This is a genomic window from Marinobacter sediminum, assembly GCF_023657445.1.
Taxonomy (GTDB): domain Bacteria; phylum Pseudomonadota; class Gammaproteobacteria; order Pseudomonadales; family Oleiphilaceae; genus Marinobacter; species Marinobacter sediminum_A.
Map to the genome: position 1 here is coordinate 2,051,330 of NZ_JAGTWY010000001.1, position 23,930 is coordinate 2,075,259.

Below are 23,930 nucleotides of genomic sequence, written 5' to 3' on the forward strand. Positions count from 1 at the left end.
CTGTTCAGCGGCCCCGGAGGAATAGCTTGTCGAGCTCGGACAGGGTCACCAGCGTCCAGGTTGGTCTGCCATGGTTACATTGCCCGCTGCGCTCTGTGGCTTCCATGTCCCGCAACAGGGAGTTCATTTCGGGGATCGTCAGCTGCCGATTGGCCCTGACGGAACCATGACAGGCCATGGTGCCCAGTAATTCATGGGTCACCGCCTCGACACGATCGCTCTGGCCATGTTCAATAAGGTCAGCAAGCACATCCCGAACCAGTTGCTCTGTGTCCGCGCCCCGCAACAATGCGGGAACCTGCCGCACTGCCAGGGTTTCCGGCCCTATTCGCTCAATCTGCAGCCCTACTTTTTGCAGCTCCCCACCGTGGCTTTCCGTCAGTGCAGCCTCTTTCTGGCTAACCGCCAGCGATAACGGCACCAGCAACGGCTGGCTCTTGAGGTCCTGCTCGGCCAACGCCCGCTTCATCCGTTCGTATGTGATCCGCTCATGGGCTGCATGCATATCGACAACAATCAGCCCGGCTCGGCCCTGGGCGAGGATATAGATGCCGTGCAACTGGGCGATGGCATAGCCTAGCGGTGGCTCTTCATCGCTATCCACCGGCGGCGTCGGCATAACCTCTGCCATGACCTTTGATGCCTGAGCTGAACCGGCATCGACACCACCTCCCGCATTAAGAGAGCTGTAAAAGGCCATCTGGTCACTGGCCCGCCAATCCTGCTGAGGCTGAGCATGATGTTGCCCGCCGTAGAAGGCGGCCTGCGCAGGCTCATGGCCATGAGTGCCAGCCGTGGGTCGATCCGACCAGGTGTTGGCAGGTGCATGTCCACCAACGGCTATCGACTCTGGTGAAACAGCGTTTTCACGTCCAAATGACTGGGCTGCTGCACCTCGAAAATGATCGTCCGGCCGCACATCGGCCAGTGCCTTGTGTAAAGTCCGGAAAATAAAATCATGAACAAGCCGGCCGTCGCGAAAACGCACCTCGTGCTTGGTGGGGTGCACATTCACATCCACCGTTGCCGGATCGACTTCAAGATAGAGTACGAAGGCAGGGTGGCGATTGTTATAGAGTACGTCCCGGTAGGCCTGCCGCACAGCATGTGCCACCAGCCGGTCCCGGATAACACGGCCATTCACAAAGAAATACTGCAGGTCAGACTGACTCCGGGAAAATGTTGGCAGGGCCACCCAGCCCCACAGTCGAAGACCTGTGGCTTCGGCGTCAATAATCACCGCATTATCAATGAATTTCTGCCCGCAAAGGGCAGCAATGCGGCGCTCCTTATCAAGCGCTGATTCAGCAGGGCGCAAACTCTGGACGACACGCTGATTGTGGCGCAAGGTAAAGCCGGCATCAAAACGACCGAGTGCCTGGCGGCGCACACACTCTTCAACATGATTGAATTCGGTCTTCTCGGTACGCAGAAACTTGCGCCTAGCTGGCGTGTTAAAGAAAAGGTCGCGGACCTCCAGGGTAGTACCGACCGGATGGGCTGCGGGGGATATCCGGGCGTCCATTTCACGCCCCTCCACCTCCACCCGGGAAGCGGCCTCCTGATCCGCCGTCCTGGACGTCAGAGTCAGCCGGGAAACCGAACTGATACTTGCCAATGCCTCGCCACGAAACCCGAGAGAGGCAACAGCTTCCAGATCATCGAGACTGGCTATCTTGCTCGTGGCATGGCGGCTCAGCGCCAGCGGCAAGTCATCTTCGGCGATACCGCTCCCATCATCCCGCACACGGATAAGCTTGACGCCACCTTGTTCCACTTCAACGTCAACCCGGTTAGCACCGGCATCAAGGGCGTTTTCAACGAGTTCTTTTACAACTGATGCGGGACGCTCCACCACTTCGCCAGCGGCAATCTGGTTCGCGAGCCGAGGCGAGAGCAATCGAATGGGGGGCATGTTACGGAAAAACCTCTTGATCAGGACGCGGGAATACGAATGGTTTGCCCTACCATAACACGGTCATCCCTCAAGCCGTTATACTGCATCAGCCTGCTAACGGATGTCTGATTTTCCCTTGCCACTCCGGAGAGCGTGTCGCCTCGCTGGATCCGATAATGGCTAACGGCATTACCGCTCTGGCGCTGCTGTTTCTGCCAGGCCAGCAACGTGCCCGGCGGTGGTGTCTTCCGGAAATGCTGATCAACACCCTGCATGATCGCTTTCGCGAGTTTGTTCCGATACCACTTGGTTGCGAGGTTTTTCTCTTCCTGAGGGTTCGAGATGAATCCGGCTTCAACCAGGATGGACGGAATATCCGGAGACTTCAGAACGACGAATGCCGCCTGCTCAACGCCCGATTTATGCAGTTCTGTTACACGTCCCAGCTTCCCGAGTACCGAATTGCCAACGCCCAGGCTGGCGTTAATGCTTGCCGTCATGGACAGATCGAGGAGCACGCCCGCCAGCATGTCGTCCCGACCGTCCAGCGAAACACCGCCTGTCAGATCGGAGCGATTCTCACTCTGGGCCAGCCAGCGCGCAGTTTCACTGGTTGCGCCCCGCTGAGACAAAGCGAATACGGATGCACCTTTCGGCTGCGGGGTGCGGAATGCATCCGCATGCATCGAGATGAACAGGTCTGCGTTGTACTTCCTTGCCAACAAGGTTCGACTACGGAGCCCGATGTAATAGTCACCGGTGCGGGTAAGCTTGGCGGTATATCCCGTTTGCCCATTGATCAGTTTTGCCAGAGTTTTTGCCATTCCCAGCACCACGTCTTTCTCGCGGGTGCCTCTGGGTCCTGTAGCACCGGGGTCTTCGCCCCCGTGCCCGGCGTCTATCACCACAATAACGTCGCGCTTACCCGAGGAATTCTGCGTGACGGTCGGCTTGCTGGCCTTTTCCAGACGGCTCCCTCCCTCATCGATCAGGTCAACCACAAGGCGATGACCATATTGATCGTTGGGCTCCAACTGAAAACTGCGGGGCTTGATGTCACTGTTCAGGTCGAGAACAACCCGCAGATCACTGCCATTCCGGGGTGCACTGCGGATACGGCGGATTGGACTGCCGGAAAGATCCAGCTTGGCGAAATCCGCTTTCAGGCTCGTATTTTTCAGATCGATGACCAGACGGGCCGGCCCCTTGAGGGAAAAGATGTTGTGATCAACCTTACCCGCCGTGTCCAGCACAAGGCGGGTATGGTCCGGTGCAGGCCAGACGCGCACACCTTCCACCGGGGTCCCGGCCTCAACGACCGGTGACAGGGACAGCAATAGGGCCGCCGCGACACCTGCCAGATGTTTAAGGCTAAATTTGACTGTTGTCATACAGCATTCCTGCTTGTTCACCGATGGGACTCATGAAATTCAATGGTCCGGTCCAGTAGGTTCCAGTTGATTCAGCAAAGCGGCTCCCTGCTCAGAGCGCGCCCGGATTATGACTGAGCGGCCTGCCCCTTGAGGTGCAAAATGTATTTCCAGATCCGGCTCCGGCAAAACCCCCTCACCGCGCTCTGGCCATTCAATCAGACACAGACTGGGCACGGAGAAGTAGTCCCGGATACCCATATACTCCAGCTCTTCCGGATCACCCAGACGATACAGGTCAAAATGGTAGGCCGGCGGCTGTAAATCCTCATACGGCTCGACCAGGGTATACGTCGGACTCTTTACCGCACCTTCGTGGCCAAGGCCGCGCATTACGCCGCGACTCAGGGTAGTCTTACCCATACCCAGATCGCCTTCCAGAAAGACCGTCAGACCCTGCCCGGACTCCATCACAACCCTTGCCAGCTCACGGCCGAGATGCTCGGTCTCAGCCTCGCCGTCCAGAAACAGGCGGCGCTCATTGCCAAAAATGCTCATTGATCCTCCCTGCTACGGGTGCTTTCCAGCTCAGACTCACGGAACACCAGAGGCAACGCATCAATAACGTCATTGGGAACCAGGCCAATGAAGCCACGGGTTTCAGAAGCACGATCAGCGGCGGCAAGATGCACGGACGCGCCAAGGCCGGCAGCTCGCGCAGGATCATCCAGCTGGGCATAAAGAGCCCCGATAACGCCTGACAGAACATCACCCATTCCGCCGGTAGCCATTCCCGGATTACTGCCACTGACAATATTCACTGCACCGTTTCCCGAAGTGATAACCGTTCCCGCACCTTTCAGGAGAACGGTGCCACCAAATATACTCTGCAGCTTTACAGCCGCAGCCATCCGGTCAGCTTCCACCTCGGGCACCAGACAATTCAAAAGCCTGGCGGCTTCTCCCGGGTGCGGCGTCAGAATATGGTTATCCGCCGGAACCGCAACCCGGCTTGATAGCAGATTCAGAGCATCTGCATCGAGCACCCGGGGCTTGCCACTGGCCAACACCTGCTCCAGCATTTGCTGCCCCCAGGCGCCACGCCCAATTCCGGGTCCGGTTACAATCACCGTTGCGGCTTCCAGCAGAGGCGGCAGCTCAGAGCCGTGAATCAGGCCATGAACCATCACCGAAGGGCATCTCGCCAGAGCCGCCGTTACGTGTTCGGGGCGCGTGGCCAGTGACACAAGGCCCGCACCGGATCGCGCTGCCGCTTCAGCTGCCAGAAGGCCAGCACCACCAAACCCACGATCCCCGGCCACAACCAATACGTGACCAAACCGGCCTTTATGGGCATTCGCAGGGCGTTCAGGCAGCCAGGACATCGTGGAGGGCCAGTCAAGACGATTGGCAACAGGTTTCTGCCCGCTCTCAAGCACTCCCTGTTCGGTATCCAGTGCTTCGAACACCACCTCACCGCAGACGGCGGCCCCCTGGCCAGTAAACAGCCCCGCCTTGAGGCCGATAAACGTTACTGTCATAGACGCTCTGACGACATCTCCTTCTGTAGCGCCGGTTGTGGCATTCAGCCCTGACGGTAAATCAATAGCCAGAACCGGAGCCTTCGAACCATTGCAACGGGTGATCATCCCGGCAAAAGGCTCCCTTGGCGCACCAGATACGCCAGTCCCCAGCATGGCATCGACCAGCACACCGGCGCCGCTGAAGATTTCTTCCAGCTCCGCCTCGGCGAATGAATCGATCTCCTGCACATTGACCCCATCAGCCACCGCTTTTTGCCAGGCTTTGCTGGCATCCCCGGACAGCTTTCCGGTCGGGGCAACCGCAAGACACTCGACGTTCATACCATGTCGTTTGGCATTAGCAGCAACCAGATAGCCGTCACCACCATTGTTGCCTGCACCACACAGAACCAGAACCGGGTCCCGATCCTGCCAGTAACGAACGAGCCGGCGAAAAGCAGCGTGCGCCGCACGCTGCATCAAATCAAAGCCATCAACGCCTTGTTGCTCAATCACATAACGGTCAATTTCCCGAACGGCATCGGCGGAAAACAGCGCGTCTGGTAAACTGTTCACAAGGGCCGACGGCATGAGCCTGTGCTCCCGTTACAGAAATCGGTTTAAGAAAAATGGCCAGCTACCTGTAAAGCATAGCAAAACAGTATAAAAGGTCATAACTTAATCAGATTAAAGTTCGCCATCACGATTTTCAATGATCCGCTCACGCAATAGCAGGCCACATGAGCATAGCCACCGATAACCCGGACACACCCGAGGAATTCGCCGAGCTGGCGGGAAGTATCCGACACTGGGCCGCTGAACTGGGCTTTTCCGACGTAGGCATTACACTCCCGGACACCGGCGAGCATGGCCAGCACCTTCAGGACTGGCTGGACCAGGGCTTTCAGGGCGAAATGGCGTACATGGCCCATCACGGGGACAAGCGCTTCACACCTCAGTCGTTGGTGCCCGGTACGGCCCGGATCATTTCAGTACGCATGGATTACCTGCCCGCCCCCGACAGCCCGAAAGAAGCACTTACTAACCGGGAAAACGCCTACATTACCCGCTACGCCCTTGGCCGCGATTACCATAAACTTATCCGGAAACGGCTGGCGACACTGGCAAAATGGATTGACGAGGCCATCAGCGGTTATGACTACCGCGCATTCGTAGACAGCGCGCCGGTATTGGAACGGGCTCTGGCCCAGCGCGCCGGCCTCGGATGGATTGGCAAGAACAATATGCTGATTCACCCGAAAGCGGGATCATTCTTCTTTCTGGGTGAAATATTTACCAGCGCACCGCTGCCACTGGACGCCCCTTTCGAAACCGATCACTGCGGCAGCTGCACCGCGTGCCTGGAGCTGTGCCCAACCGACGCTTTTGTTGGCCCCCACAAACTGGACGCCAGACGCTGCATCAGTTACCTCACCATTGAGCTGAAAGGCAGCATCCCCGAAGAACTGCGCCCACTGATGGGAAACCGGGTTTTTGGCTGCGATGATTGCCAATTGGTCTGCCCGTGGCAAAAGTTCAGCAAACCAACCCCGGAAGATGATTTCCAACCACGGCACAGCCTCGACAACAGCTCGTTGGCCGAACTTTTTCTCTGGACGGAGGAACAGTTCCTGAAGCGAACGGAAGGGTCGGCGATTCGGCGGACAGGCTATGAGGGCTGGCTAAGGAATCTGTCAGTCGGGCTTGGCAACGCTCCCTCCACCATCCCGGTTATCGAGGCTTTGAAGAAGCGCGCAGACCATCCTTCTGAAATGGTCCGCGAGCATGTCCAGTGGGCCCTGAGGCGGCACGGACTATAGTTTGAAGAAGGTATCCCGATAGTGACGCAACTCGTTGATTGAATCGCGAATATCATCCAGGGCCAGGTGGCTGCCCTGCTTCTTCACGCCGGCGAGCACGTCGGGACGCCAGCGTCGGGCGAGCTCTTTGACCGTGGAAACATCCAGATTGCGGTAATGGAAGAAATCCTCAAGGGCCGGCATGTATTTCACCAGAAAGCGTCGATCCTGCCCGATGCTGTTGCCACACAGCGGTGACTTGCCCGGCTCCAGATGCCTCCGGAGAAACTCGAGTGTTTGCTGCTCAGCCTCGGCCTCATCAATGGTGCTTTCCTTCACCCTCCTGGTCAGGCCACTGGCGCCATGGGTGTTGGTGCACCACTCATCCATCGAATCCAGCAGGCTGTCGGGCTGGTGCACGGCAATGACGGGCCCTTCAGCCACAACATTCAGTTCTGAATCGGTAATGATGGTGGCCATCTCAATGATCCGCTCTTTCTCCGGATCCAGGCCAGTCATCTCCAGATCAATCCAAACTAAGCGATCGCCTTCTGCCATTATCAGTTCCTAACCTCGAGGTTTCTTGGTAGTGGAGTTGGGTAATTCTCTTTGTATTGTGGCCGATTAACGTATGATGTAACACCTCACTCCATCGAATACTGGCAATTGATCCTTAATGGCAAAACGGCGACTGAACAAACAACAGCAATTCCGAATCAAGAAAGTCCAGGAAGAGCGAGCCGCTCGCGCTGCACGGAAAGAAAAAGTCGTTCAGGCGCAGGCTGAGGCCGGTGAGCTGGGCCCGGAGCAGAAAGGATTAGTCATTGCTCATTATGGCCAGCAACTCGATGTGGAAGCCCTCGAGGGTGATCACAATGGAAGCGTGGTCCGCTGCTTTGTTCGTGCCAACATTGACAGCCTGGTCACCGGTGACACCGTCATATGGCGCCCGGGCAAGAATGAAACCGGTGTGATCGTTGCCCGCTGTGACCGCCAGAATCTCCTCCAGCGGCCGGATAATTTCGGAGCCCTGAAGCCGGTTGCCGCCAACATTGATCATATTATCCTGGTCATCGCCCCCGAGCCGGAGCCTCACGACAACCTGATCGACCGGTATCTGGTGGCGTCGGAAATCACCGACATTCCAGCTGTCATACTGCTGAACAAGACTGACCTGATCACGGACAGGAACCGGGAACACATTGATGCCCTGCTCGGGCGTTATGAAGCGTTAGGTTATGGGGTTTTTCGCACGTCTGCCGTGGAGTCCGGAGAAACACCGTCACCAGAAGTGGAAGCTCTGGTGAAGAATCAGACAAGTGTCTTTGTCGGGCAGTCCGGTGTTGGCAAGTCGTCCATTATTCAGACCCTTATGCCGGATGAGGTCCTTCGCGTGGCCGCCGTGTCAGAGAGCACCGGAAAGGGTGTGCACACCACCACAACAGCCAAGCTGTTCCACCTGCCCATGGGTGGCGACCTGATCGACTCGCCGGGCATCCGGGAATTTGGCCTCTGGCATATGACGCCTCAGGAGATTGAATACGGTTTCCGGGAAATTCGAGAGGAAATCGGGCACTGCAAGTTCCGCAACTGCCGGCACATGGGTGACCCCGGCTGCGCCATTGATGCGGCGGCAGATGAGGGACGGATCAGCCCGGAGCGACTTAAAAGCTTTCACCGGATCCTTCAGGACATGGCAGAGCAACAAGCCCGGGGCCTGAAGGTCAACTAACCGGCTATCCAGGCAGACTTACCAGTTCAACTCTCCGGCTGCCGGCTCAGGCTTTTCCTCCTGCCACTCGCCACTTTCCAGCCTGTCTTTCGCTGCTTTCTGCTCAGCCTCAGAAGGCTGGGTAAGGTCAATCAGCGGCTCATCGGCCTTGCCCGCGCTGCTCTGGATACTTTCAGCGGTCTTCTTGTTCAGGACGATGATGGAGATCCTGCGGTTAACCGGGGCCGTCGGGTCTTCCTGATCAAACAGCACAGAATCACTCAGACCGACAACCCTGGCGATCTGTTTGGACCTAACCCCACCGGCCACCAGAGCTCTTCGGGCGGTATTGGCCCGATCCGCTGACAGCTCCCAGTTGGTGTAGCCCGGTCGTCCGTTGAAGGGTGTGGCGTCAGTATGGCCGGTAATACTCAGCTTGTTGTCCACCGAACTGAGCGTCTTCGCCAGCTCGAACAGGATATTCTGGGAATAGTATTTGAGCTCTGCACGACCACTGTCGAACATCGGGCGTCCGGAACGGTCGACGATCTGGATCCGTAGCCCCTCGTCGGTAATATCAATGAGCAGCTGATCTTTGAATTCCTGAAGTGTCTCGTTTTGCTCAATCCGGTCCTTAAGTTCCTGGAACAGCTCTTCCATGCGACGTTGCTCCAGTGTCTCCGACAGCTGATCCACCACTTCATCTTCAATCTGGATCTGGCTGGATTCAATGTCCGGGCTCGCTTCATTGACAACCGACGCACTTCCTTCCAGATCAACCGGATTGGGAGAACCACCCTCGGTAAAGCCTACCGGGTCCCGAAAATACCCTTCAACCGCCAGTTTCTGCTCCGGCGACGCCGTCGCTGTCAGCCAGAGAACCAGAAAGAAGGCCATCATCGCCGTCGCGAAATCGGCAAATGCGACCTTCCACGAGCCACCGTGATGCCCGCCGGCAACAACCTTCTTGCGTTTGATGATGATCGGTTGCTCTTCCACGAATCAGCTCCGGTTACGTTTCATTCAGCATTACTTGGAGCGAACATGGTCGTTCAATTCCTGGAACCCCGGCCTCTTATCGGTTGGCAATGCCTTTCGACCAAACTCGATAGCCATCTGAGGCGCCTGCCCGGAGACAGTGGCAACGACGGAAGACTTTACGCACTCGTAAGCCTTCAGCTCATACTTGGCAGAGTGCTCCATCGCAATGGAGACGGGACCAACAAAGCCATACCCCATGAAAATACCCAGAAAGGTACCAACCAGCGCAGCAGCGACGCTCAGGCCAATACGTTCAGGCCCTTCAGACAGAAAATTCATGGTGATAACAATGCCAAGGACTGCGGCCACGATACCCAGCCCCGGAAGCGCATCAGCGACTTTATTCACGGCGTGCGACGGCTCTTCCAGCTCATGCTGGCGACTGTCGATTTCATTCTCCATCATACCCTCGAGTTCATGGGTCGCCATGTTACCGGAGCTGATGATACGCAGATAATCGGTGATAAACGCGAGCAGTTCCTTAGACTTCATGATGGCCGGGTACCGACTGAATATCGGACTCGATTCGGGGTTATCAATGTCTTCCTCAATCGCCATCACACCCTGCTTGCGCGACTTGTCGAATATCTCGTAGAGCAGGCTCAGCAAGTCCATGTAGAAGGATTTATTAAACGGAGACCCGGTCAACTGGCGAATAAAGCCTTGAAAAACCTCCTTGACCGTATGCATCGGATTGGCAATAACAAAAGAGCCGATTGCGGCCCCAAAAATAATCAAAACTTCCGTCGGTTGCCAAAGAACCATCAAGTTGCCACCGTGCAGGACGTACCCGCCGAGCACGCTCGCAATGACAACCACCGCTCCAATAATGAGTAACATGGGTAAAATGCACGCCTTGTTTTTTTGGTTATCGGCCAACGCCTGAAGCGTTCGCGTCTTTATGAGCCCTGATAATAGCAAGCCTCTGCGATAACCGCGAAGCCATCAAACAATTTCTATACAGGGGCCGGTCTTTGCTAGACTCCGCGTCTCAGAGCGCAAAGGGTCTTTTCAATGCTTAACAAATTGTTTGTTCTTAGTCAGTACGTCACCCCTCAGCTGGCGGTTTCCCGCTTTGCCGGCCAGCTGGCAGACAGTGATCTCACACCTGCGCTCAAAAATCGTGTGATCAAATGGTTTATCGGCCGTTATGGCGTAGACATGAGTGAGGCAGTCGAATCCGACCCGACGATGTACCCGACCTTTAATGCCTTCTTTACCCGCGCATTGAAACCGGGACTCCGGCCACTGGCCGGCGGCGAGAAAACAATGGTCAGCCCGGTTGACGGCGCTATTAGCCAGCTTGGACAGGTCAGTGGTGACCGGGTATTCCAGGCCAAGGGCCAGTCCTTCAGCCTGACCGAACTGCTCGGTGGTGAAGAGGGAAGGGCCGGTGCTTTTGCAGAGGGTGAGTTCTCGACGATCTATCTGTCACCCAAGGATTATCACCGCATCCACATGCCCATGGCCGGCACTCTGCGAGAGATGATCCACATCCCGGGCAAGCTGTTTTCAGTGAACCCGGTCACCGTGGAAAACGTTCCAAATCTTTTTGCCCGCAACGAACGCGTCGTATGCATTTTCGACACGGAAGCCGGCCCAATGGCGCTCGTGCTGGTAGGCGCGATGATTGTCGGCAGCGTCGAAACCGTTTGGTCGGGGGTGGTCATCCCCGGAAATGACCAGGTCACAGCCACTCGCTACGAAGGTGAACAGGCGCGGCAGTTTGCCAAAGGCGAGGAGATGGGGCGCTTTCGGCTCGGCTCTACCGTCATCATGGTAATGCCCAAGGGCGCTGTTGGCTGGAATGAAGATCAGGTTGCAGGCAAGACCGTGCGCATGGGAGAAGCATTCGGCACCCTGGCCTGATGTTCACGCCCGCTCGAAAGGAAAAGCAAGGACGTCTGAGATATCCTCGGTACCGCACTTGAGCATCAGCAAACGATCCAGCCCGAGAGCGACACCCGCGCACTCTGGTAGCCCGGCATCTATGGCGCCCAGGAACGCTTCATCAAGGTCCATTTCAGACTTACCCGCCTGCCTGCGGAGTGTGTTATCCGACTCAAAACGCCGACGCTGTTCTCCCGGGTCCGTCAGCTCCCAGTAGCCGTTACACAATTCCAGACCATCGATATAGAGTTCAAATCGGTGGGCCACTGAGTGACCATCAACCTGCGACACCCGGGCCAGGGATGCCTGGGACGCGGGATAACCGGTAATAAATTCCGGAACCTGCCGCCCCAGATTCGGCTCCACCGCAAAGCTCATCAATAAATCCAGGCAACCGTCCCTGCCGAGGTCCGCAACCTGCTCCGGCTCAAGCCATTCCTCGCAACGCCGCATCAAGTCACGATCACTGACCTCAAACGGATCCACGTGCCCCCAGCAGATCATGGCCTCCCGATAGCTTCGAACCCTGGGACGCGCGCACCCGAGCCAGCCGCAGACAAGGTCCGACACTTCAGACATCAGCTCCTCATCATCAAAGCCAACGCGATACCATTCCAGCATGGAAAACTCGGGGTTGTGCCGCCGGCCGCGCTCTCCATTCCGAAACACTTTGGACACCTGGAAGATAGACCCCGAGCCGGCAGCAAGCAGGCGCTTCATGTGGTACTCTGGCGATGTCTGCAACCAGCCGCCCTGGCGACCCAGGGCCGAGACGCCAGCAAAAACCCCGTCAAGATTGAGGTCAGTTACACCGAACCGCCCAAGCACCGGAGTCTCAACTTCCAGCACGTCCCGCTCAGCAAAAAAGCCGCGCACAAACGCCAGTTGTTGTGCGCGGCTTTTCAGGAATGCCTGCGGGGCAGAAGGCTGCCAGACAGGTCGATCAGCCATCCCGGGATCAGCTGCTCTTTACACGGCTGACGTATTCGCCGGAGCGGGTGTCCACCTTGAGAACCTCGCCAATCGTGATAAACAGGGGAACGTTCACTACCGCGCCGGTGGAGAGAGTTGCCGGCTTGGAACCGCCCTGAGCGGTGTCACCTTTCATACCAGGGTCGGTATCGACAACTTCCAGCTCGACAAAGTTAGCCGGAGTCACAGAAAGCGGCGCACCGTTGTAAAGGGTTACCGTGTAAACGTCCTGCTCCTTCAGCCACTTGATGGTATCTCCGACGGCTTTAGCGTCAGCGGGATACTGTTCAAAGGAACCGTCTGTCAGCATGAAGTGCCAGAATTCGCCGTCGGTGTACAGATATTCCATGTCCTGATCCAGCACGTCCGCAGCTTCGAGGCTTTCACCGGACTTGAACGTCCGTTCCCAGACGCGGTTGGTCATAAGGTTCCGAAGCTTTACACGGTTAAAAGCCTGGCCCTTGCCAGGTTTGACGAACTCGTTATCAAGAATGATGCAGGGGTCTCCATCGAGCAAAACTTTAAGACCGCCGCGAAATTCGTTGGTAGAATATGAAGCCATGAAATGTCCACCTGACAAAATGCTGTTTAAAATTCAAAGGTCGCTATGATACAGCGAACCCCTGCCCGTATAGAAGCCCACCATGCAGACGAGGATCGAACCTGGCAACAGCTGTTATCAGAGTCCATTACCTCACCGCGTGAATTATTGAGGCAATTGAACCTGCCTCCCGAGCAATGGCTCAGAGGAGCCAGTGAAGGCCACGAGCTGTTTTCCATCAGGGTTCCGGAGCCATTCCTGAAGCGGATACGAAAAGCAGACCCCGCAGACCCCCTGCTCCGCCAGGTGTTGCCTCTGCAGGCAGAAACCCTGCAGGTACCAGGCTTTATCCGCGATCCGCTGGAGGAGGACCAGGCGATCCAGACCACGGGGCTGATTCGCAAATATCACAGCCGGGCATTACTGATGGTAACAGGGCAATGTGCGATCAACTGTCGCTATTGTTTCCGCCGCCACTTCCCCTACGATGAGCAGCGACTGAGCCCCGAGGACCGGCAGCAGGTGATCGATACTCTCGCAAAAAGCCCAGAGATCAATGAGGTCATCTTCAGCGGTGGGGACCCGCTGGCAGTGAATGATCGTCTGTTATCCCAATGGGCGACGGCTATCAGCGGCATTCCGCACATCAGACGAATACGCCTTCACACACGACTGCCCGTGGTCATTCCCCAACGTGTTTGTGATGCCCTGCTTGAATGGCTGTCAGAAATACCGGTTCAGGTCATCATGGTTTTGCACATCAATCATCCCGCAGAGATAGATGATGCAACGCGCAAAGCCCTCAGCTACCTGCGGACAGCAGGCGTTACCCTCTTAAACCAGAGCGTGATTCTTTGTGGAGTCAACGATGATGCCGATGTATTGGAAGAACTGAGCGAAACGCTGTTCGATGCCGGAGTTCTGCCTTATTATCTGCATGCATTCGATCCGGTAGCCGGAGCCCACCATTTCGATGTTACTGACAACGAGGCTCAAGCATTGGTACGCGAATTATTAGTGCGTCTGCCAGGGTTCCTGGTCCCAAAACTTGTGCGAGAAGTCCCCGGAAGCGAAAGCAAGACTCCAATCGACCTTTCCGCGTGATAGGCTTCTCAAACCGGGCGTGAAATCACATGTCAAACATTGTGAACTCGTGATTTTCTCGCTTTTTGTTACTGGTTTGCTATTTTAGAGTCCGGTAATGTTTAACGTTACAATATGTATTTACGGTGTTTTCCTGACAAGCCGGCAAAGTGCGGAGCCTTCTGCCTTGCTGCGCAAGGCTAACCCGGGATACCAACCATGGTCCTGATAGTGGCGTGAACTCATGGAAGGCATGATGCTGAAACCCGATCTCCGAGTCCCCGAGCAGAAAACGTCAAGCCTGTCGTTCTGCGATACTACACCGAAGGCATTTCGGGCCTGGATAAACCAGCTGCCGATGGCCAACACAGGGGAAGTCTCGCGCCAGCTTTACCACGCTGTCATTGAACTAAACCACCTTTTCAGCCCGCCGCAACAACGCATGCAGCTCCTGGAGCTGATTCGTGAAAAGATTCATTTCGTTTGCAATGAGCTCTCCCGGCACTACCTGGGACTCGCCGTCGCGCTGCCTGAAAAACAACGCAAGATTGCCAACCTGTCTCAGGCTCTTCAGTTGCACCTGGCCTCCGGGTACAAGCTCTGTGTGCTGGAGTTTCTCGATAACGGCGGGGCTGACAAGAACCGCCGGCAGATTGCCATGGCCATTCACCGTGCCATCTCGGAGCTGGCAGCGACGATTGTCCGGTCGCATCAGCTTTACTGCCCCAGCCCGGCCCAGAGTTGGCTGGAATGCCACCGCCTGTTCCGGTTTGCGCACCACAACAAACTCTCGGTAACCCAGATCGAGGACGATACACTTCAGCATCGTCACTCAAGTTCGGTAGCCGACAGCTACAAGCGGATCCTGCTTCTGGGTTGCGCCCGCCCCAACCAGCTCCGCCAGTCAGAGCTGGCACAGGTCTATGAGCTGTTTGAAACCTGGAGCGAGTACACAGACTGTGGGACAGACACCGAAGACAACAGTCTTTTCGTTGTCAACATGGAACGAGATAACCCACCCATTTACCGAAGTCTGCTCGATCACATACCGGGAGAAGAAAGCTTCGGATTCGATAGCCGGGATTTATCCGCTATGGTTTCCGATACGCTTCACGCACGGCGGAACAACACCACTGCAGAGAGTGACCTGCATATCCCGACCAAGATCGGCGACAACTTGTTGCTCCACCTGAGCCAGGCCCTCGGAATCCTTGCCAAACGTAACTTTAACCGGATAGACAGCCGGGGCACCCTTGAGGTTTGCGTCGGTTTGACGGCCGCACACTATTTTGTTGCCGGTGAGAAAAGCTTTACCGAATTCGTGAATGGTAACGACAATGCGCATCACGACGAGGCTAACTTTTTTGCGCGTTCATCCCGCACGAATGAAGATGCCTGGGCGGGAGCCCATGACGCCGCACCCAGCGATGAGGCATTGCATTCCCCCGATGCGCCGATCACCTTTCGCGGCAACTACGGTACATCACCGACAAACGTTGCTGACAAGAATCGACCTCGATCTCACCATGCCCTGCTCGTAAACACGAGTCCCGGTGGGTACTGCGTAGTCTGGGAAAGCAGTATTCCGCCTTCACTGCAGGCCGGCGAAGTACTGGGTGTGCGTGAACAGCGCTCCCATCCCTGGAGTGTCGCTGTTGTGCGCTGGATTCGGCAGATCAAGAACCAGGGTACGCAGGTCGGGATCGAACTGCTCGCTCCCAGCGCTTCGCCCTGCGGTGTCCGGCTAATCCAGAAAATTGGAAATAACAGCGAGTACCTTCGGGGCCTGCTTCTGCCGGAGATTAGCGTGGTAAATCAATCAGCGACACTGATCACTCCACGGCTACCCTTCCAGTCTGGCAGCCGCATTTCCATGCTGCATGATGGCCGCGAGGATCAGGGTCATCTCTCGAAAAAGGTATCTTCAACCGGAAGCATCAGCCAGTTTGAATTGAAGCTGCAGAATACAACAGCTTTGAACACTGCCAGACAGCCAGCATCGTCGGGCGCCAGTGAGGACGAATTTGATTCACTCTGGCCGTCGCTGTAGGGCTGGCTTGTGGAAAATCGCCAGCCATTGCCAGGGTTGTTATTGAAGCGTAACCCCTGCATCATTCAGCGTATGTGACCATCCGGCCCGCAGCCGCCACAGGAACATTTTCCACAAGGTACTGTTATAAAAGCAGATAGTTTTCCTGCTGCGGGGTCGGCTCCGCCCAATCTGTTTCACGAGACGTTTTACGAATGCAGAAAAAGAACGCGACCGTACACCTGCTGATTCTTGACCCATCGCAAAATGATGCCGAATCACTGGTCAGCCTGCTCAGAAATTCCGGGAAGGCCACGCGCGCCCACCGCATCACTTCCGAGGAAGACCTTGAGGAAACGCTCAAGTCTGGCAACTGGGATTTGTTGCTGGCCCGGGACCTGGAGCAGGAATTCGGGGCCGATGACGCCCTGGCCATGGTCCGTCGTATGGACAAAGACATCCCTTTCATTCTGCTGACAGAAGACGAAAGTCGCGAGCGCACAGTCGCAATGATGAAGGCCGGCGCCCAGGATACCGTGCCGTTCAACTATACCGATATGCTGGTGCTCGTGGTTAACCGCGAACTGGCTGCTCTTGATGAGCGCCGCCGCCGGCGAGTCCTCGACTCTCACCTGCGGGAAGCGGAGCAACGCTGCCAGCTACTGCTGGAAAGCTCCAAGGACGCGATTGCCTACATCAACGACGGCATGCATATCTATGCTAACCAATCCTATATGGAGTTTCTCAGTTACGACGATATCGACGAACTGATCTGTATTCCGGTGCTGGACACCCTCACACCGGAAAGCCAGGATAAATACAAGGAATTCATGAAAGCCTTTGCCGAGAAAGGCGAAGATGGCATGACCCTGAACTGTACTGCCCGCCGAAGCGATGACCACGAACTGAATGTAACCATGTCAGTCTCCGCCGCCACCTACGATGGCGAAGCCTGCACACAAATTGTCCTGCAACCGGAACACAGTGATGCCGAGTTGGAAGAAAAGCTGCGCCAGATAAGCAGTCAGGATCTCCTGACTGGCCTTTATAACCGCCAGTACCTGATGGATGCACTCGCGGAGAATATTGCTCAGGCGGGCAAGAATAACGAGTCCGGCGCGCTGGCTTACATTGCGCTGGATGATTTCATGAGCATGAAGGGCCAGGTCGGCATTGCCGGAGCAGACCTTCTCCTTGGGGACCTGGCTAATTCTCTCAAGGAACAGGCGAGCGACGACCTGGTCCTCGCGCGATTAAGCGATGACGCATTTTGCCTGATGAGCCAGCCGTGTGATGAAAAGGCCATGGCCGGTCATGCCGAGCGAATTTGCAAGGCAGTGGAAGACCACCTCTTTGATATCAATGGCCGCACGGTACAGCTAACGGTCAGCATTGGCGTAGCTGCGATTACCGAGAACTCGCCCAAAGCCGAAGAGCTGATGGCGAGGGCTCATACTGCGTCAGCGGAGGTGCGTAAACAGGAAGGCCACGAGCGCGGCAACGGTGTTCTTGTCTACAGCCCGGCAGACTTCGAGTCACTGGATGAAAGCAACTCGATAGAGGCCATTCAGAAAGCCCTGGAAGAAAACCGGTTCCGGCTACTCTTCCAGCCGATCATCAACCTTCGTGGCGAAGGTGAAGAGCATTACGAAGCTTTTGTCCGCATGCTCGACAAAGATGACGAGGAAGTCTCCCCCTACGATTTCCTACCCCCGATGGGCCCCTCAGACACTGCCATCAAGATCGACCGATGGGTCATTCTGCAGACCATCAAACAGCTCTCCAGTCATCGCTCAAGGGGACACGACACACGCCTGTTCCTGAACGTCACAGGGGAAACCCTGCAAGACAAAACCTTTACGCCCTGGCTCAGCGTCGCCCTGAAAGCCGCCCGACTTCCCGGTGACTCCCTGATCTTCCAGATACGTGAGGGCGACGCCAACAATTACATGAAACAGGCGAAAGAATTCACAAAGGCGGTGCATGAGCTCCACTGCAAAGTGTCCATTTCACAGTTTGGATGCGCCCTTAACCCCTTCAATACCCTCAAACATATCGATACCGATTACGTGAAGATTGACGGGTCATTTACCGAGGAGATCCAGAAGAGCGATGCGGCGAAGGAGCAGGTCAAGGAGTTGGTGAAGACTCTGCAGAGCTCGGGCAAGCTCACGATCATTCCACTGGTCGAGAACGCTGGCGTACTGGCGACCCTCTGGCAGGCCGGAGTAAACTACATTCAGGGCTACTACCTGCAGGCGCCGGTACCAGAAATGAATTACGACTTCGGCGACAGCTGATACTGGGCCGGCCAAGCGCAAAAAATACCGGCGACCCCAAGGGACGCCGGTATTTTTTAATGGCACGCCTCTAACTGACTTAGTACCCGGCCCTCTCCAACCCCTGATTCGTGTCACTTTCCCGAAAGCCAATGAGGTACAGAATCGCATCCAGCCCCAGAGTCGAGATGGAGTGGCGTGCTGACTCCTTGACCAGCGGTTTGGCACGGAAAGCCACACCGAGGCCGGCCTGACTCAGCATTGGCAGATCATTGGCACCATCTCCCACGGCAATAACCTGTTCCCGGGAAATGTGCTCCTTCTCGGCGATTTCCTGCAGCAGCTCTGCCTTACGCTTGCCATCAACGATCTGACCTGCAACGCGCCCGGTGACCTTGCCGTTTTCGATTTCCAGCTCATTGGCGTAAACGTAGTCAATGCCCAGCTTGCTTTGCAGATGGCGGGCAAAATAGGTAAAGCCACCGGACAGAATCGCCGTACGATAGCCCAGCGCCTTCAGGCTTTTGATCAGGTGCTCGGCACCCTCAGTCATGCGAAGACGGGCGGCAATCCCTTCCAGAACCGATTCGTCCAGGCCTTTCAGTAATGCCAGACGTTCGGCGAAGCTCTGGTTGAAATCCAGTTCGCCCTGCATGGCCCGCTCGGTGATTTCCGCCACCTGTTCGCCGACACCGGCTTCAAGGGCGAGTTCATCAATGACCTCAGCGTCAATAAGAGTGGAGTCCATATCGAACACCACCAGACGCCGGTTCCGCCGGAAAATCGAGTCTTCCTGGAAGGCGATATCCACGTTCATCTCGCCGGCAATATGAAGAAAATCGGCGCGTAACGTCTCGGGATCCGACGGCGTGCCGCGAACGGAAAACTCAACGCACGCAATGCGGTTTTCAGACGAGTTCAATGACGGCCTGGCCGACAGACGACTGATGTTATCAATATTGAGTCCATGACGAGCGGTAATCGCTGACACCCTCGCAATCTGTTCCGCCTTGATATCTCTCGATAGCAGGGTGACGATATAGCAGGCCCGATTTCGCCCTTCGGCCCAGGATTGGTATTCCTCAATCGTAATGGGGGCAAACCGGACCTGTAAATCCAGCGCGTGAAGACGAAACAGTAGATCTCGAATCACCGGCGAGGACTTGGACTCATCGGGAATCTCAATAAGTATCCCCCAGGTCAGGTGATCGTGAATCACCGCCTGACCGATGTCGAGAATCCGGACGGCATACTGGCCCATGATCCCGGTTATTTCCGACGTCAACCCGGGCTTGTCTCGACCGGATACGTTAATCAATACCAGTTCACTCACTCTCAGAGCTCTCCTCTTCTGCCCGGGCCGCGGAGGGAATCACATCAATGGCATCGACGCGCTGAAGCCCCCGTGGCAGCTTATGACCACGCCGGCCACGTTCGCCCAGATAATGCTCAAGATCGCTGAACTGGAGCCCCATCTTGCGCTTACCAGCCCGGATTTCCAGCTGGTCGTCCTGGGCAAACACGGCCACCGCAACCACGAACTCTTCCCGGTTCTGAACACGGGCAGAGGGAATGCTGATGATCTTGTTGCCTTTACCCTTGGCCAATTCCGGCAACTCGCTGAGCGGAAACACCAGCATTCGCCCTTCGTTGGAAACGACGCCCAGGTACAGCTCCTTTTCGGTCGCGGGAATGGCGATCGGGGGCAGGATTTTCGCGCCCTTCGGCACACTGACTACCGATTTGCCATTCCGGTTTTTGCTTATCATGTCGTCCAGAGACGCAACAAACCCATAGCCACCGTCCGTAACCAGAAGCGTCTTGCGAGCCGGGTCACCCATCATCAGTCCGGCGAAGGTGGCACCCGAGGGTGGATTAATCCTCCCTGTCATCGGCTCCCCCTGCCCTCGTGCCGAGGGAAGGCTATGCGCCATAAGAGAATAGGCCCGACCGGTCGAATCGAGAAAGATCGCTTGCTGGTTGTTACGGCCATGCGCAGCCAGGGCAAAGCGGTCACCGGCTTTATAACTCAAGCCCTCAGGTTCGATATCGTGCCCCTTTGCGGCGCGCACCCAGCCCTTCTCGGACAGAACAACCGTGACCGGATCATTGGACACCAGGTCTACGTCACTGAAGGCACGGGCCTCCTCGCGCTCAACAATGGGTGAGCGACGGTCATCACCGAAAGCTTCTGCATCGGCCTGTAGTTCGCTCTTGATGAGTTCCCGCAGCCTGTCTTCGGAGCCCAGAATACTTTGTAGCTCATCACGTTCGGCCGCAAGTTCATCCTGCTCGCCCCGGATTTTCATTTCCTCAAGTTTCGCCAGGTGGCGCAATTTAAGTTCGAGGATGGCTTCCGCCTGCTCCGGAGACAGCCCAAACCGGGACATCAGTTCGACCTTGGGCTTGTCTTCATTACGGATGATCTCGATCACCTCATCAATATTGAGATAGGCAATCAGCAAACCCTCCAGGAGATGCAACCGCGCCAGAACCTTGTCCAGACGATACTGCAATCGACGGGTGACGGTCGCCCACCGGAATGTCAACCACTCGGTCAGGATTTGATGCAGCCCCTTGACACCCGGACGACCGTCATTGCCGATCACGTTAATGTTCACGCGGTAGGTTTTCTCGAGATCCGTGCTGGCAAACATATGTGCCATCAAACCATCCAGGTCGACCCGGTTAGACCGGGGCACAATTACCAGGCGGGTTGGATTCTCATGATCGGACTCATCCCGCAGGTCCGCCACCATGGGCAACTTCTTCGTTTGCATCTGGTGGGCAATCTGCTCAAGGACGCGGGCTCCTGAGACCTGATGAGGCAGGTCCGTGACGACAATTTCGCCGCTCTCACGAATCCAGCGAGCGCGCATGCGCAGAGACCCGCGACCGGTTTCGTACATTTGCCGGATATCTTTGCGAGGGGTAATGATCTCTGCGTGGGTCGGGAAATCCGGCCCCTTGATGTGCTCGCACAACTCATTAACAGTTGCATCCGCATTGTCCAGTAACCGGATACACGCCGCTGTCACTTCCCGTACGTTATGGGGAGGAATGTCGGTCGCCATACCAACCGCAATACCGGTGGTGCCATTCAGCAGGACGTGAGGTAGCCGTGCCGGCAAAACTGAAGGCTCATCCATGGTGCCGTCGAAGTTCGGCACCCAACCTACGGTGCCTTGCCCCAATTCACTGAGCAAGACTTCAGCAAAAGGCGCCAACCGCGATTCGGTATAGCGCATGGCCGCGAAGGACTTGGGATCATCAGGAGACCCCCAGTTTCCCTGACCATCGACCAGCGGATAGCGGTAGGAAAACGGCTGGGCCATAAGCACCATGGCTTCGTAGCAAGCGCTGTCACCATGAGGGTGAAACTTACCCAGAACGTCACCGACTGTTCGCGCGGATTTTTTGTACTTGGAGGTGGACTTGAGACCCAGCTCCGACATCGCGTAAACGATCCGCCGTTGAACCGGCTTCAGTCCGTCTCCCACGTTGGGAAGGGCCCTGTCGAGGATGACGTACATGGAATAGTCGAGATAGGCCTTTTCCGTGTAGTCCCTGAGTGAAACCCGCTCAAAGCCTTCATCCGTAGTCTGAAACTCTGGCATGGATGCCTCTTTTGCCTGTATTGCCTGTGTTGAATTGCGCTGGTGATGCTACCCTCTGAGCCCGAAATAATCACGGACCTTGGGGCGAGGCAACATTATATGGACGCGGGCCCGGATACACCAATTTCCAATAGCGGAATTCCCGCATGGAGAGCCTGTAATACGAGCCGTATGCTGCCCTCAATGAATAGAAGACCGTTTTACTTCCCAAACAAGCGGAACACTATGAAACCCAACCTCAAAGCCTGCGGGCAAGCCATGGTCACGGCCATGGTAAATGCGGTACTTGCAGTCGCCCTGATGCTCCTCGTGGAGTTTGCAATCAGCGGGACTTTTCAGGTTCCAAAGCCCTACCTTTGGGCAGGGTTGCTCATCTGGCTGGTTATATTTGCAGGTCAGTTCTGGAGGCAGCGCCATCTGTGCAATTCCTATAACACACATCAGGAATCTGGCGGCCACTCACATTAAAACACTCCAATAGCCGGAAATTTCAGCCTTTTAATCAGGGGCATACGCCCCTGAAAACTTCCGGAACAGCAATTGACCCTCCGTTAACCACCATCTCCTTTGCGTTACTTTTTACAGGCCTGTAAAACCTCAGCGCTATCCGAAACCTCAGACAACACACTCACGATATTGCAGAAAACTACCTGTTGCCTCTGAGCGAAGTTCTTAATGCCGAACGAGACCTGTATCAAGCTCTCGTTGCCCGGATTTCATAGCTAAAGGCTGTCAAAAAAATGCGCGAGGACAGCACTGCCTTCGGAGGAAGTATTGGCGGGATCAAAAAAGCAATTGAAGGTTCCGGGCATAGACCCGGAACCTGTCCTGGCGGGGGTCCGCCAGGGTTACTGCCGAATACCTTCGACAGAAATGATGATATCTACGGTCTCGGAGGCCTTCCCCAGGTCCATCGGGATGCCGAAATCCTTAAGACGCAACTCCGTCTCGGCTTCAAAGCCCATGCGGTAACCGCCCCAGGGGTCCGCACCATGGCCAATCATCTCGGCGTCCAGAGTCACTTCTTTGGTCACACCACGCAGAGTCAGGTCACCGATAATGTCGGCTTCACCCTCTTCGTCAACAACGACACGCTTACTTTTGAAGCTGGCTTCGGGATATTCGTCCACGTACAGAAAGTCTTCGCTGCGCAAATGCTTGTCACGCTCGGCGTGATTGGAGTCAACACTCGACGTATCGATGGTGACATTGACGGAACTGTTCGCAGGGTTCGCCGCATCGTACGCAAACTCGCCATCAAAATCGTTGAAACGCCCATACAGCCAGCTGTATCCCAGATGCGAAATTTTGAAGGTTATAAACTGGTGAGTGCCTTTGTTATCGAAGGCATAGGTCCCACTGTGCTCGTCGGCATGAACAGCACCGACCAGCGCCACGGAAACGGCGGATGCAAGCAATAGTTTTTTCATGAATCTCTCCCTTTTCAAGTCAACTCCTCAACCGGAGCGTTTTTAAATCTGTCCCAGGCCGCGATGATCATTGACCAAGCATACGGCGGAGTGTGTTATCACGATCAATCAGGTGGTGCTTGAGGGCACCGGCGGCATGAACCGCCGCAAGCACTATCAACGCCCATGTCGCCCAATAGTGGACCTCGCCTGCGGTATCCTCCATCCCTTTTATCTGACCGGTAACCGAAGGCACTTCAAACCAGCCAAAAACGCTTATGGCAGAACCATCGGCAGTGGAAATCAGGTAACCGCTAACCATCGCAACAAACAGTAGAATATAGAGTAGCCCGTGGGCCGCCTGGGCACTGAGTACTTCCCAACGCTTGTGGCCCGGAACGGGATCCGGGTTTTTATTAGCGCCACGCCAACACACCCTGACAACCATCAATCCAAACAACAGGATTCCAATGCTTCGGTGAATATCTGGCCCCTGCTTGTACCAGTCGTGGTAGTACGTCAGGTCCACCATCCAGAAACCGAGGGCAAACATCCCAATGACAACGACCGCCATAAACCAGTGCATGGCGACAGCAACAAAACCATAGCTGAATGAGGAATTACGGAACTTCATACCGACAAATGACCTCGCTCCCTGTCATTGAACAATCAGCAAAGTGTAGAAACTCCGCTCCCTGAAAAAAAACGAAATGTTTTGCTCTCCAACATCAGAATTTCTGACCATAACCCCGGGAAGTATGCCTTTGGT

20 protein-coding genes are annotated in these 23,930 nt (G+C 55.8%); 7 read left to right on the forward strand and 13 right to left on the reverse strand.

Translation table 11 applies throughout. The features are described 5' to 3' along the window. Positions 1-4 precede the first annotated feature (4 nt). The 4 genes from mutL to KFJ24_RS09760 are packed head-to-tail and all read right to left on the reverse strand — an operon-like array spanning position 5 to position 5,381. A complete protein-coding gene (gene mutL, locus KFJ24_RS09745; RefSeq protein ID WP_250830875.1) occupies positions 5-1,915 on the reverse strand; it encodes a DNA mismatch repair endonuclease MutL in 1,911 nt (636 codons plus the stop codon). Between the two features lie 20 nt (positions 1,916-1,935). Then, positions 1,936-3,288, reverse strand: a complete 1,353-nt coding sequence (locus KFJ24_RS09750) for an N-acetylmuramoyl-L-alanine amidase (protein WP_250830876.1) — start codon at positions 3,286-3,288, stop codon at positions 1,936-1,938. Positions 3,289-3,327: 39 nt separating this feature from the next. Beyond that, complete coding sequence (gene tsaE, locus KFJ24_RS09755; protein ID WP_250830877.1) at positions 3,328-3,825, reverse strand: tRNA (adenosine(37)-N6)-threonylcarbamoyltransferase complex ATPase subunit type 1 TsaE; 498 nt, start codon at positions 3,823-3,825, stop codon at positions 3,328-3,330. Further along, entirely contained in the window at positions 3,822-5,381 is a 1,560-nt protein-coding gene (locus KFJ24_RS09760) for an NAD(P)H-hydrate dehydratase (protein WP_250830878.1), read from the reverse strand. The genes tsaE and KFJ24_RS09760 overlap by 4 nt, the downstream gene beginning before the upstream one ends. 149 nt (positions 5,382-5,530) lie before the next feature. Between KFJ24_RS09760 and queG the strand changes: the two genes are divergently transcribed. Continuing rightward, positions 5,531-6,610 carry a tRNA epoxyqueuosine(34) reductase QueG gene (gene queG, locus KFJ24_RS09765; RefSeq protein ID WP_250830879.1) on the forward strand — a complete coding sequence of 360 codons (1,080 nt, stop codon included), beginning with the start codon at positions 5,531-5,533 and terminating at the stop codon, positions 6,608-6,610. Here queG and orn read toward each other — a convergent pair. Then, a complete protein-coding gene (gene orn / locus KFJ24_RS09770; RefSeq protein WP_250830880.1) occupies positions 6,605-7,147 on the reverse strand; it encodes an oligoribonuclease in 543 nt (180 codons plus the stop codon). The genes queG and orn overlap by 6 nt on opposite strands. Before the next feature lie 118 nt (positions 7,148-7,265). Here orn and rsgA point away from each other — a divergent pair, with 118 nt between their 5' ends. Continuing rightward, positions 7,266-8,321 (forward strand): small ribosomal subunit biogenesis GTPase RsgA, encoded by a 1,056-nt coding sequence (gene rsgA, locus KFJ24_RS09775; protein ID WP_250830881.1) that lies wholly within the window; start codon positions 7,266-7,268, stop codon positions 8,319-8,321. Between the two features lie 18 nt (positions 8,322-8,339). Here the strand turns inward: rsgA and motB are convergent, their stop codons facing one another. Both motB and motA read right to left on the reverse strand, forming a co-directional pair. After that, positions 8,340-9,299 (reverse strand): flagellar motor protein MotB, encoded by a 960-nt coding sequence (gene motB / locus KFJ24_RS09780; protein WP_250830882.1) that lies wholly within the window; start codon positions 9,297-9,299, stop codon positions 8,340-8,342. Positions 9,300-9,329: 30 nt separating this feature from the next. Further along, the gene (gene motA, locus KFJ24_RS09785; RefSeq protein WP_250830883.1) at positions 9,330-10,181 is read right to left on the reverse strand and encodes a flagellar motor stator protein MotA; all 852 of its coding nucleotides are present in this window, start codon (positions 10,179-10,181) and stop codon (positions 9,330-9,332) included. 174 nt (positions 10,182-10,355) lie between these two features. Between motA and asd the strand changes: the two genes are divergently transcribed. After that, positions 10,356-11,210: an archaetidylserine decarboxylase gene (gene asd, locus KFJ24_RS09790; RefSeq protein ID WP_250830884.1), complete on the forward strand. Its 855-nt coding sequence runs from the start codon at positions 10,356-10,358 to the stop codon at positions 11,208-11,210. A 3-nt stretch (positions 11,211-11,213) separates the two neighbouring features. Here asd and epmA read toward each other — a convergent pair whose 3' ends face one another. Together epmA and efp are read right to left on the reverse strand one after the other, a co-directional pair. Continuing rightward, entirely contained in the window at positions 11,214-12,182 is a 969-nt protein-coding gene (gene epmA, locus KFJ24_RS09795) for an EF-P lysine aminoacylase EpmA (protein WP_250830885.1), read from the reverse strand. Positions 12,183-12,189: 7 nt separating this feature from the next. Then, positions 12,190-12,765 (reverse strand): elongation factor P, encoded by a 576-nt coding sequence (gene efp, locus KFJ24_RS09800; protein ID WP_250830886.1) that lies wholly within the window; start codon positions 12,763-12,765, stop codon positions 12,190-12,192. Between the two features lie 45 nt (positions 12,766-12,810). Here efp and epmB point away from each other — a divergent pair, with 45 nt between their 5' ends. From epmB to KFJ24_RS09815, 3 genes are all read left to right on the forward strand, one after another. Next, positions 12,811-13,848, forward strand: coding sequence for an EF-P beta-lysylation protein EpmB (epmB, locus tag KFJ24_RS09805; protein WP_250830887.1), 1,038 nt, complete (start codon positions 12,811-12,813; stop codon positions 13,846-13,848). A gap of 223 nt (positions 13,849-14,071) precedes the next feature. Further along, complete coding sequence (locus KFJ24_RS09810; protein WP_250830888.1) at positions 14,072-15,877, forward strand: GTPase; 1,806 nt, start codon at positions 14,072-14,074, stop codon at positions 15,875-15,877. A 194-nt stretch (positions 15,878-16,071) separates the two neighbouring features. Next, positions 16,072-18,156 carry an EAL domain-containing response regulator gene (locus KFJ24_RS09815; protein WP_250830889.1) on the forward strand — a complete coding sequence of 695 codons (2,085 nt, stop codon included), beginning with the start codon at positions 16,072-16,074 and terminating at the stop codon, positions 18,154-18,156. A gap of 79 nt (positions 18,157-18,235) precedes the next feature. Here the strand turns inward: KFJ24_RS09815 and serB are convergent, their stop codons facing one another. Beyond that, positions 18,236-19,468 (reverse strand): phosphoserine phosphatase SerB, encoded by a 1,233-nt coding sequence (serB, locus tag KFJ24_RS09820; RefSeq protein ID WP_250830890.1) that lies wholly within the window; start codon positions 19,466-19,468, stop codon positions 18,236-18,238. Continuing rightward, on the reverse strand, positions 19,461-21,752 hold the full coding sequence (gene parC / locus KFJ24_RS09825; protein WP_250830891.1) for a DNA topoisomerase IV subunit A: 2,292 nt from the start codon (positions 21,750-21,752) through the stop codon (positions 19,461-19,463). Before parC ends, serB begins: the two co-directional genes overlap by 8 nt. Before the next feature lie 225 nt (positions 21,753-21,977). On the opposite strand from parC, the gene KFJ24_RS09830 reads away from it, so the two are divergent. After that, entirely contained in the window at positions 21,978-22,220 is a 243-nt protein-coding gene (locus tag KFJ24_RS09830; RefSeq protein ID WP_250830892.1) for a hypothetical protein, read from the forward strand. Between the two features lie 380 nt (positions 22,221-22,600). Here KFJ24_RS09830 and KFJ24_RS09835 read toward each other — a convergent pair whose 3' ends face one another. Together KFJ24_RS09835 and KFJ24_RS09840 are read right to left on the reverse strand one after the other, a co-directional pair. Then, positions 22,601-23,182, reverse strand: coding sequence for a YceI family protein (locus tag KFJ24_RS09835; RefSeq protein WP_250830893.1), 582 nt, complete (start codon positions 23,180-23,182; stop codon positions 22,601-22,603). A 67-nt stretch (positions 23,183-23,249) separates the two neighbouring features. Then, positions 23,250-23,795 carry a cytochrome b gene (locus KFJ24_RS09840; RefSeq protein WP_250830894.1) on the reverse strand — a complete coding sequence of 182 codons (546 nt, stop codon included), beginning with the start codon at positions 23,793-23,795 and terminating at the stop codon, positions 23,250-23,252. Between the last annotated feature and the right edge of the window lie 135 nt (positions 23,796-23,930).

Coding starts and splice junctions, on each gene's coding strand:
- mutL (WP_250830875.1), bottom strand. CDS start 1,915: ATGCCCCCCATTCGATTGCTCTCGCCTCGGCTCGCGAACCAGATTGCC.
- KFJ24_RS09750 (WP_250830876.1), bottom strand. CDS start 3,288: ATGACAACAGTCAAATTTAGCCTTAAACATCTGGCAGGTGTCGCGGCG.
- tsaE (WP_250830877.1), bottom strand. CDS start 3,825: ATGAGCATTTTTGGCAATGAGCGCCGCCTGTTTCTGGACGGCGAGGCT.
- KFJ24_RS09760 (WP_250830878.1), bottom strand. CDS start 5,381: ATGCCGTCGGCCCTTGTGAACAGTTTACCAGACGCGCTGTTTTCCGCC.
- queG (WP_250830879.1), top strand. CDS start 5,531: ATGAGCATAGCCACCGATAACCCGGACACACCCGAGGAATTCGCCGAG.
- orn (WP_250830880.1), bottom strand. CDS start 7,147: ATGGCAGAAGGCGATCGCTTAGTTTGGATTGATCTGGAGATGACTGGC.
- rsgA (WP_250830881.1), top strand. CDS start 7,266: ATGGCAAAACGGCGACTGAACAAACAACAGCAATTCCGAATCAAGAAA.
- motA (WP_250830883.1), bottom strand. CDS start 10,181: ATGTTACTCATTATTGGAGCGGTGGTTGTCATTGCGAGCGTGCTCGGC.
- asd (WP_250830884.1), top strand. CDS start 10,356: ATGCTTAACAAATTGTTTGTTCTTAGTCAGTACGTCACCCCTCAGCTG.
- epmA (WP_250830885.1), bottom strand. CDS start 12,182: ATGGCTGATCGACCTGTCTGGCAGCCTTCTGCCCCGCAGGCATTCCTG.
- efp (WP_250830886.1), bottom strand. CDS start 12,765: ATGGCTTCATATTCTACCAACGAATTTCGCGGCGGTCTTAAAGTTTTG.
- epmB (WP_250830887.1), top strand. CDS start 12,811: ATGATACAGCGAACCCCTGCCCGTATAGAAGCCCACCATGCAGACGAG.
- KFJ24_RS09810 (WP_250830888.1), top strand. CDS start 14,072: ATGGAAGGCATGATGCTGAAACCCGATCTCCGAGTCCCCGAGCAGAAA.
- KFJ24_RS09815 (WP_250830889.1), top strand. CDS start 16,072: ATGCAGAAAAAGAACGCGACCGTACACCTGCTGATTCTTGACCCATCG.
- parC (WP_250830891.1), bottom strand. CDS start 21,752: ATGCCAGAGTTTCAGACTACGGATGAAGGCTTTGAGCGGGTTTCACTC.
- KFJ24_RS09830 (WP_250830892.1), top strand. CDS start 21,978: ATGAAACCCAACCTCAAAGCCTGCGGGCAAGCCATGGTCACGGCCATG.
- KFJ24_RS09835 (WP_250830893.1), bottom strand. CDS start 23,182: ATGAAAAAACTATTGCTTGCATCCGCCGTTTCCGTGGCGCTGGTCGGT.
- KFJ24_RS09840 (WP_250830894.1), bottom strand. CDS start 23,795: ATGAAGTTCCGTAATTCCTCATTCAGCTATGGTTTTGTTGCTGTCGCC.